Source organism: Lichenihabitans sp. Uapishka_5, from assembly GCF_033947565.1.
GTDB lineage: Bacteria > Pseudomonadota > Alphaproteobacteria > Rhizobiales > Beijerinckiaceae > Lichenihabitans.
Genome location: NZ_JARPVX010000118.1, coordinates 1 through 8,407, shown reverse-complemented (window position 1 = coordinate 8,407; position 8,407 = coordinate 1). Strand labels below are relative to the sequence as shown.

8 protein-coding genes and 1 pseudogene are annotated in these 8,407 nt (G+C 69.5%); 5 read left to right on the top strand and 4 right to left on the bottom strand.

All coding sequences use genetic code 11. The features are described from left to right. Window positions 1-64: 64 nt before the first annotated feature. On the bottom strand, window positions 65-1,171 hold the full coding sequence (locus tag P7D22_RS21335; protein WP_319936273.1) for a LacI family DNA-binding transcriptional regulator: 1,107 nt from the start codon (window positions 1,169-1,171) through the stop codon (window positions 65-67). 113 nt (window positions 1,172-1,284) lie between these two features. Here P7D22_RS21335 and P7D22_RS21330 point away from each other — a divergent pair, with 113 nt between their 5' ends. Genes P7D22_RS21330 through P7D22_RS21315 form a run of 4 tightly spaced genes read left to right on the top strand, consistent with a single transcriptional unit; the run spans window position 1,285 to window position 5,871 of the window. Beyond that, a complete protein-coding gene (locus tag P7D22_RS21330; protein ID WP_442916129.1) occupies window positions 1,285-2,100 on the top strand; it encodes an ABC transporter substrate-binding protein in 816 nt (271 codons plus the stop codon). Between the two features lie 44 nt (window positions 2,101-2,144). Continuing rightward, window positions 2,145-3,665: an amino acid ABC transporter permease/ATP-binding protein gene (locus P7D22_RS21325; protein ID WP_319936272.1), complete on the top strand. Its 1,521-nt coding sequence runs from the start codon at window positions 2,145-2,147 to the stop codon at window positions 3,663-3,665. A gap of 35 nt (window positions 3,666-3,700) precedes the next feature. After that, window positions 3,701-4,705 carry a Gfo/Idh/MocA family protein gene (locus tag P7D22_RS21320; RefSeq protein ID WP_319936271.1) on the top strand — a complete coding sequence of 335 codons (1,005 nt, stop codon included), beginning with the start codon at window positions 3,701-3,703 and terminating at the stop codon, window positions 4,703-4,705. 41 nt (window positions 4,706-4,746) lie between these two features. Then, window positions 4,747-5,871: an NAD(P)/FAD-dependent oxidoreductase gene (locus P7D22_RS21315; RefSeq protein ID WP_319936270.1), complete on the top strand. Its 1,125-nt coding sequence runs from the start codon at window positions 4,747-4,749 to the stop codon at window positions 5,869-5,871. A 14-nt stretch (window positions 5,872-5,885) separates the two neighbouring features. Here the strand turns inward: P7D22_RS21315 and P7D22_RS21310 are convergent, their stop codons facing one another. After that, window positions 5,886-7,049: a M20 aminoacylase family protein gene (locus P7D22_RS21310; protein WP_319936269.1), complete on the bottom strand. Its 1,164-nt coding sequence runs from the start codon at window positions 7,047-7,049 to the stop codon at window positions 5,886-5,888. A 4-nt stretch (window positions 7,050-7,053) separates the two neighbouring features. Beyond that, the gene (locus P7D22_RS21305) at window positions 7,054-7,188 is read right to left on the bottom strand and encodes a hypothetical protein (RefSeq protein ID WP_319936268.1); all 135 of its coding nucleotides are present in this window, start codon (window positions 7,186-7,188) and stop codon (window positions 7,054-7,056) included. 131 nt (window positions 7,189-7,319) lie between these two features. Here P7D22_RS21305 and P7D22_RS23590 point away from each other — a divergent pair. Further along, window positions 7,320-7,595: pseudogene (locus P7D22_RS23590) on the top strand (hypothetical protein); the annotation flags it as partial. Window positions 7,596-7,679: 84 nt separating this feature from the next. Here P7D22_RS23590 and P7D22_RS21300 read toward each other — a convergent pair. Next, a partial coding sequence (locus tag P7D22_RS21300) for an aldehyde dehydrogenase family protein (RefSeq protein ID WP_319936267.1) occupies window positions 7,680-8,407 on the bottom strand: 728 nt, incomplete at its 5' end.

Below are 8,407 nucleotides of genomic sequence, written 5' to 3'. Positions count from 1 at the left end.
GGCCATAAGCCAAGACGCGCGGCCGGAGCCGACCGGCGTCCGTAACCCTTCACCAAAGCGGCCATCAAACGTGATCGGAGACCTGCTCCAGAACGGCGCTCGAACCAAGGCCTCCGACGCGCTTGATCGATGCCCGGCAGATTGGCGAGGCTTTGAGCTGTTGGCGCCTGATTGGCCTATCCGCATCGTTCAAGCGCCCGATCAGCGTCTCCGCAGCCGCCGTGCCGAGCGCGTAGGTCGGTTGGGCGATCACGGTGACGGCGGGGTCGACCGCGCTCGTCCAATCCGCATCGTCGAAGGTCACGAGGGAAAGGTCGTCGGGGATCGTCAGACCGCAGGCTTTGCTGGCGCGGAACACCTCGAGCGCGATCTTGCTGTCTGACGCCAGGATGGCGGAGGGACGCTGCGGACCGCCGAGGAGGGCGACAAGAAGGTCCTGGGCCTCCTGGGTCGTGACGGCGCCGAAGCAGATCGCGGCATGGCAGGGTTCGACCGCCGCAGCCTTCGCGGCCTCGAGATAACCGGAGATGCGGTTGCCGACGCTCGTGAGGACCACGTCCGTCGGATCGCCGCTCTCCGGGGCGAGGCTTGCCGTCACATAGCAGAGTCGGCGATGCCCGGCCGCCGTCAGCAACTCTGTGGCGAGCCGCGCCGCCGACCGGCCGTCCACCTCGACGACGTCCACCGGCATCCCGGGGACGTCGCGGTCGAGCAGCACGAGCGGCCGCCCGCGCGCCAGCACCTCGTCGAGGTGGCGCCGCTCGGCCTTCTGCGACGGGGCGACGATCAGCCCATCCACCCCCTTGGACAACATGACCGCCATAGCGGCCTGCTCGGTCGCGAGATCCTCCGCCGAATTGGCGAGCAGCACGTCGAAGCCGTCCTGCTTCGCGCGGTCGCTGATGCCCCGGACCGCGAGCCCGAAGAACGGGTTCTCGATATCTCCGACGATGACGCCGATGGTGCCTGAGCGGCCCGTCGCCATCGTCCGGGCCAGAGCATTGGGACGATAGTCGAGCCGCTGGGCTGCGCCGAGCACGCGATCCCGCACCGCGGCGCTGACGGTCCCATAGCCGCCAAGCGCGCGCGCCGCCGTGGCTTTGGACACCTGAGCGGCACGCGCCACATCGGTGATGGTGACGGATCTTTGAGCCGGAAGGCGCTTGTCCATGCATGTGATTAGGCAGCGTACAAATGAGCGTCAAGTGCTTGACGAACGCGCTGAGACCGGTTTCCATAGTTGTTGAAACCGGTCTCAAGACCAGGTGATCGTGGAGATCGATCATGTTCCACAGGTGCAGCCGCCGTTTGGCGTTGGTGTCGGTTCTTGGCGCGGCGTTGATGGCGGTCGCACCCGCCGAGGCAGCACCGGCGGGAAATCCCTATGATCTCGTCGAGCCGGGCACGATCAGCGTGGGAACCGTCGGCGACTCGAAGCCCTACACCTTCACGGACGCGAACGGCCAGTTCGACGGCTTCGACATCGAGCTATTCCGCGACGTCGCCCGCCGCATGGGGTTCGACAAGGATCACGTGACCTTCACGGGCCAGGACTTCTCGGCGCTCCTGCCTTCGGTCGCCAATGGCCGCTTCGACACCGCCGTGGCGGCCATCGGCATCACGGAGCCCCGCAAGAAGGTGGTGGATTTCAGCGACGGCTACCTGGCCGGTTACCTTACCGTGTTGAGCGCCGAACCGGGCATCAAGGGGGTCGACGACCTCGCGGGCAAGCGGCTCGGCGTCGTGCAGGGCACGCTGCAGGAAACCTACGCCCGCGAACACTTCATCAAAGCCGACATCGTCGATTTCCCCGATAACAACGCCGGCGTCTCGGCCCTGAACAGCGGCTCGATCGACGCGCATTTCCTCGATTACGAGGCCGCCAAGCAATATGGCGATCAATACAAGGGCCTGACGCTCGCCATCAACATCCCTTCCTTCGACGCGCCGGCCGGCTTCGCGGTCCGCAAGGGCAACGTCGCCTTCCGGGCGGCGCTGAACAAGGGCCTGCATGAGGCCATGCAGGACGGCACCTGGAAGGCCCTCTACGCCAAGTGGTTCCCCGGCTCCCCGATGCCGGCGGACTACCTGCCGAAGTAAGCCGGTCGCGCCGGGCCGCAGCGCCGTTTCCGCGACAGGGCATCATGGGCTTCTTCGAGATCATCAGCCGCAGTTTCTTCGACTGGCCCGCCATGGCGGCGGTTCTGCCGAACATGATCCGGGTCGGGCTGAAGAACACGCTCGTCCTGGCGGTCGCATCCACCGCCCTCGGCATCGCGATCGGCCTGGTCCTGGCCCTGATGGGCATCGCCCGCACGGCCTGGATCCGGGTGCCGGCCCGGATCTATACGGATGTATTCCGGGGCCTGCCCGCCATCGTCACCATCCTGCTGATCGGGCAGGGCTTCGCCCGGCTCGGACGGCAGATCTTCGGCCCGTCGCCCTATCCGCTCGGCATCCTGGCGCTCAGCCTCATCGCCGGGGCCTATATCGGCGAGATCTTCCGCTCGGGCATCCAAAGCGTCGAGCGCGGCCAGCTCGAGGCCGCCCGCGCGCTCGGCATGACCTACCCGAAGGGCATGCGGCTCATCGTGATCCCGCAGGGCGTGCGCCGGGTCCTGCCGGCGCTCGTCAACCAGTTCATCGGCAACATCAAGGACTCGAGCCTCGTTTATTTCCTCGGTCTCCTGGCCTCCGAGCGCGAGTTGTTCCGGGTCGGGCAGGATCAGGCCGTGGTGGCGGGCAACCTGTCGCCGCTCATGCTGGCCGGGCTCTTCTACCTGCTGATCACGGTACCGCTCACCCATCTTGTGAACGCCATCGACCGCCGCTTGCGCACCGGCCGCCGTCTCGCCGCGCCGGTGAGCGGCCTCGCCGAGGTGGGCGAAGTCGCGGCGGTGGCGGCTTCCGGCGACGCTGCCGCCGCAGCGGCCCGGCAGAAGGGCGCGCGGCTCGACGTCGTCGGGCTCGACATGGCTTATGGGCAATATCCCGTGCTGCGCGGCGTCGACCTTTCGGTCGCGGCCGGCAGCATCACATGCATCATCGGGCCGTCCGGCTCCGGCAAGTCGACCCTGCTGCGCTGCCTCAACCGCTTGGCCGAGCCGCAGGGCGGCGATATCCGCCTCGACGGGACAAGCGTGCTGCGCATCAAGCCCGACCGGCTGCGCCGCCGGGTCGGCATGGTGTTCCAGCAATTCAACCTCTTCCCCGACCACACCGCGCTCGGCAACGTCATGCTCGCCCTGCGCAAGGTGAAGGGGATCGGCGGCGTCCGGGCCCGCGCGATCGCGGCGCGGCGGCTCGCCGAAGTCGGGCTCGCCAACCGGATGGATCACCGCCCCATCAACCTGTCGGGCGGCCAGCAGCAGCGCGTCGCCATCGCCCGCGCCCTGGCGCTCGAGCCCGCGCTGATGTTGTTCGATGAGGTGACGAGCGCGCTCGATCCCGAACTGGTCAAGGGCGTGCTGACCCTGATGGCCGAGCTCGGTCGCAGCGGCATGACCATGGTCGTGGTGACGCACGAGATGAACTTCGCCCGCCGCGTCGCCGACCAGGTGGTGTTCATGGACGAGGGCACCGTGGTCGAGGTCGGGCCGCCGGAGGCGATCTTCGGGGCGCCGCAAAGCCCGCGCCTGAAGCGCTTCCTGTCAGAGGTGCTTTGAGCGGCCCTGCCGCAGCAACGTAACGGAGGAGCGCCATGCGCAAGGTTCAGTGGGGCGTGCTCAGCACGGCCCAGATCGGCACCAACCACGTCATCCCGGCGATGCAGAAGGGCGAGCTCTCGCATATCGCCGCCATCGCGTCCCGCGGCCTCGACAAGGCACAGGCCGCCGCGGCGGCGCTTGGCATCGAGCGCGCCTACGGCAGCTATGAGGACCTTCTGGCCGATCCGGCGATCGAGGCCGTCTACAACCCGCTGCCCAACCACCTGCACGTCCCCTGGAGCCTGAAGGCGCTCGAGGCGGGCAAGCACGTCCTGTGCGAGAAGCCGGTGGCGCTCACGGCCGCCGAGGCCGAGACCCTCGCGGCCGCGGCGACCCGCACGGGCAAGGTCGTGGCCGAGGCCTTCATGGTGCGCCACCACCCGCAATGGCGGATCGCCAAGGAGATCGTCGACAGCGGGCGCATCGGCGCGGCGCGCGCGATCCAGACGGTCTTCGCCTACCACCTCACCGATCCGTCCAACATCCGCAACCAGGCCGGTATCGGCGGCGGCGGCCTCTACGACATCGGCTGCTACGCCATCGCCACGGCACGCACCATCTTCGGCGGGGAACCCGAGCGCGTCGCCGGCCTGTTCGACATCGACCCCATGCTCGGCACCGACCGTATGGTGAGCGGCCTCGCGGCTTTCGGGGACGGCCGGACGCTCGGCTTCGTCTGCGGAACGCAGCTCGTGCCGTGCCAGCGGGTCGAGATCCTCGGCACGAAGGGCCGGATCGAGATCGCCATCCCGTTCAACGCGCCGAACGACCTGCCCGGCCGCATCGCGGTCGACGACGGCCGCGACCTGACGGGTGGCGGCCGAGAGGTCATCACCGTGCCCCTGGCGGATCAGTACACCCTTCAGGGCGACGCCGTGTCCCGGGCCATCCTGCGCGAGGCGCCGCTCGCCTGGGGCCTGGACGATGCCGTCGCCAACATGCGGGTCATCGACGCCTTCTTCCGGGCCGCCCGGTCGGGCGGCTGGGAGCGCCCCTGAGCCGTCCCGCTCCACCACCCGTTTCCAGCAAGGTCATCCCGATGCCAACCCAATCCCCCGCCCTCCGCGTCGTCGTCATCGGCGGCGGCATCTTCGGCGTGTCGTCCGCGCTGCAACTGGCGCGCCGAGGCGCCGACGTGACGCTGGTCACCGAGGGCAGCTTCGCGGCGGGCGCGTCGGGGCGCTCGCTGTCCTGGCTCAACTCCTCGCGCAGGCGGTCGCTTCCCTACCATCACCTCCGCATGGCCGGCATCGACCGCTACCGCACCCTTGCGGCCCGTCACCCCGGCCTGCCGTGGCTGCGCTTCGACGGCGGCCTCACCTGGGATGCCGAGGACGGAACCAACGAGATCGCGGCCGCCTACGCCTATGAGCGCAGCCTCGGCTACGACTCCACATGGCTCCAGGCCGACGAGATCGCCGCCGCGACGCCCGGCGTCGATCCGCGCACCGTCACGTCCCCCGGCGCGATCTTCAACCCGGGGGAGGGCTGGGTGGACCTTCCGTCCCTGATCCGGCATCTCCTGCCCGCCTTCGAAGCCCATGGCGGCCACATGGTCGCGGAGGCCGGGCCCGCCCGCGTCGAAACCGCGAACGGCCGCGTCACGGGCGTGGTCGCCGCCGAGGCGGGCCGCTTCGAGGCCGACGCCGTGCTGGTGGCGGCCGGGCCCGCCACCCCGAAGCTGGTGGCCGGGAATGGCATCACCATCCCGGATGCGACGCCGGTCTCGCTGCTGCTCGAGACGGAGCCGGTCGAAACCCAGCTGCGCGCCGTGCTGAACACACCGCGCGTGGCGATGCGCCCGACCCCGCGCGGCACGCTCGTGCTCGATTCGGCATGGTCGGAGGAGGAGGTCGTCACCCGCCCGGACGGCAGCCACGAGGTCCGGCAGAGCACGCTCGACGGGCTGCTGGCCGAGGCCTCCAAGGTGCTGGCCGGCAACCCGGCATTGCGGCTGGCGCGCTATGGCGTCGGCCCGAAGCCGATCCCCTTGGACGGCGAGCCGGTGTTCGGCGCGGTCGCGGGCATCGCCGGCTACCATGTCGCCTTCAGCCACAGCGGCGCCACGCTCGGCCTCATCGCCGGCGAGTTGCTGGCCGAGGAGATCGTGACGGGAGCGCCGCACCCGATGCTGGCGCCGTTCCGGGCCGCGCGCTTCGGCTGAAGCAGCGCGGCGCCTCAGGCGGCGCGCAGTTCCTCGGCCACGAGGCTGGCCCAGAAGGTCGCCCCGATCGGCAGCAGCGCGTCGTTGAAATCGAAGCCAGGGTGGTGGAGCGGCTTGCCCACCATGCCGGCGCCCAGGAAGAAGTAACTGCCCGGCACCACCTTCAGCATATAGGCGAAATCCTCGCTGCCCATCGAGGGCCGCGCCATCTCGACCACCTGGTCGGGGCCGGCGAAGCGCCGCGCGACCCGGCGGACGGTCTCGGTCTCGACCGGGTGGTTGACGGTGGCGTCGTAGCTGCGCTGGTAGTCGACCACCGCCGTGCAGCCGTAGCTCGCCGCCTGGGCCGTGACGAGGTCGCGGATGCGCCGTTCGAGCAGGTCCCGCACGGCCGGGTCGAAGGAGCGCATGCCGAGCACCAGGGCCACGCGGTCCGGGATCACGTTGCTGGCGGACCCGCCGTTGAAGGCCCCCACGGTCAGCACAATCGGGTCCATCGGATGCACGGTGCGCGACACGACGGTCTGCAGCGCCATGACGATGCTGGCGCCGGCCACGATCGAATCGCGGGTGTCCTGCGGCTCGGCCCCGTGGCCGCCGAGGCCCTGCACCGTGACCGTCGCCTCGTCGACGGCCGCCATGATGGGGCCGTCGCGCAGCGCGAACTGGCCGAGCGGCCGGCCAGGTTCGTTATGGAGGGCGTAGACCGCGTCGTAGGGAAAGCGCCGGAACAGCCCTTCCTCGACCATGATCCTGGCCCCGCCAACGTTCTCCTCCGCCGGTTGGAAGATCAGGTGCACGGTGCCGTCGAAGGCGCAGCGCTCGGCCAGCAGCTTGGCTGCGCCCAGCAGCGTCGCCGTATGCCCGTCATGGCCGCAGGCGTGCATGACGCCCGCGGTCCGGCTGGCATAGGGCAGGTTCGTCTCCTCGGCGATCGGCAAGGCGTCCATGTCCGCCCTGAGCCCGACGGCGCGGCGGCCCGACCCCTTGCGGAGCGTGCCCACGACCCCCGTCGCGGCGAGGCCGCGATCGACCGCGTAGCCGAGGCTCGCGAGTTCGCGCGCCACGATCTCCGCGGTCCGGACCTCGGTGAGGCCGATCTCCGGGTGGGCGTGGAGGTCGCGCCGGAGCGCCACCAAGGCGGACAGGTGGTCGGGCGGGAGGTCGGATGGGTGCATGGGATCAACGGCGCGCGGCGGAGAAGCGGCGTTCGGCGAGCCCGAAGAGCAGCACCAACCCGCGCCGGCGACGATCTTCCCACTTGCGCCAGGCGTAGAGGCCGGCGCCCGAATAGGCCATGGCGAGGCCGAACACCACGGTCGGCAGGCCGAACTGCTCGAAGCCGAGCAGCGTTGCGAGGCCCCAGCCACAAGCGGGCGCTCAAGTCGCAGCAGGTCTGGGCCGTTCGCTTCTGGCTTGATCGCGAAGGTAGGCTTCGCGACCAGGCCATGTTCGATCTCGCGATCGACAACAAGCTGCGCGGCTGCGGGACGGCCCGTTTAATTCGAGTTGCTCGACCCGACGCGGGCCAGCATCTTGGCTTGGCCGGAACGCCGGGGTGGAACGCTGGATGACTTCGTCTTCCCGAGCCGGATCGACCATTCCACGCACATGGGCACGCGCCAGCATGCGAGGCTTGTCGACGAGTGGGTCACCGCATCGGGCTCCGACCTGAGGACCAGCACAGGCTCCAGACCCGGAAGGCACCTTTCGATTGGAGCCGTATCGACGGTCCGGCAACGGAGGCGCGCGCATGGTCGCCAACCGTCGGGCTGCACATGGCCGAGGCATCCCAGAAGAGTGTCTGGTCAGGCGCCGTAGCCAACGATCCCCTTGACCTCGAGAAAGTCGTGGATGCCGAAATCGGCGTATTCGCGTCCGTTGCCGGACTGCTTGTAGCCGCCGAACGGGGCGTGGGTGTCCCAGTCGGGATAGTTGATCTGCACCTGTCCGGCCTGGAGACGCGCTGCCACGCGCCGCGCGTGGGCCAGGTCCGTCGACTGCACGTAGGCCGCTAGGCCATAAACCGTGTCGTTGGCCATCGCGATCGCCTCCTCCTCGTCGCGGTAGGACAGGATCGACAGGACGGGGCCGAAGATCTCCTCGCGGGCAATCGTCATCTCCGGCCGAACGTGGCCGAACACGGTCGGGCGCACGTAATAGCCGCGGGTGAGGTGCTCGGGGCGGCCCGGACCACCGGTCACCAGCGTGGCACCCTCGGCGATGCCGGTCTCGATCAGGCGCTGGATTTTGTCGAACTGCGCCTGGCTGATCACGGGACCGAGCACGGTCGCTTTGTCCTGCGGAGGACCGACCCGTTGCGCTTCGGCTGCGGCGCGGGCGATCGCCAGGACCTCGTCGTGCCGGTCGGCCGGCACCAGCATGCGGGTGGGCGCGTCGCAGGACTGGCCCGAGTTGCCAAGGCACGCCTCGACGCCCAAACGCACCGCCACGGTGAATTCAGCGTCGGGCAGAACGATGTTGGGCGACTTGCCGCCGAGTTCCTGGGCGACGCGCTTCACGGTGTCGGCCGCCG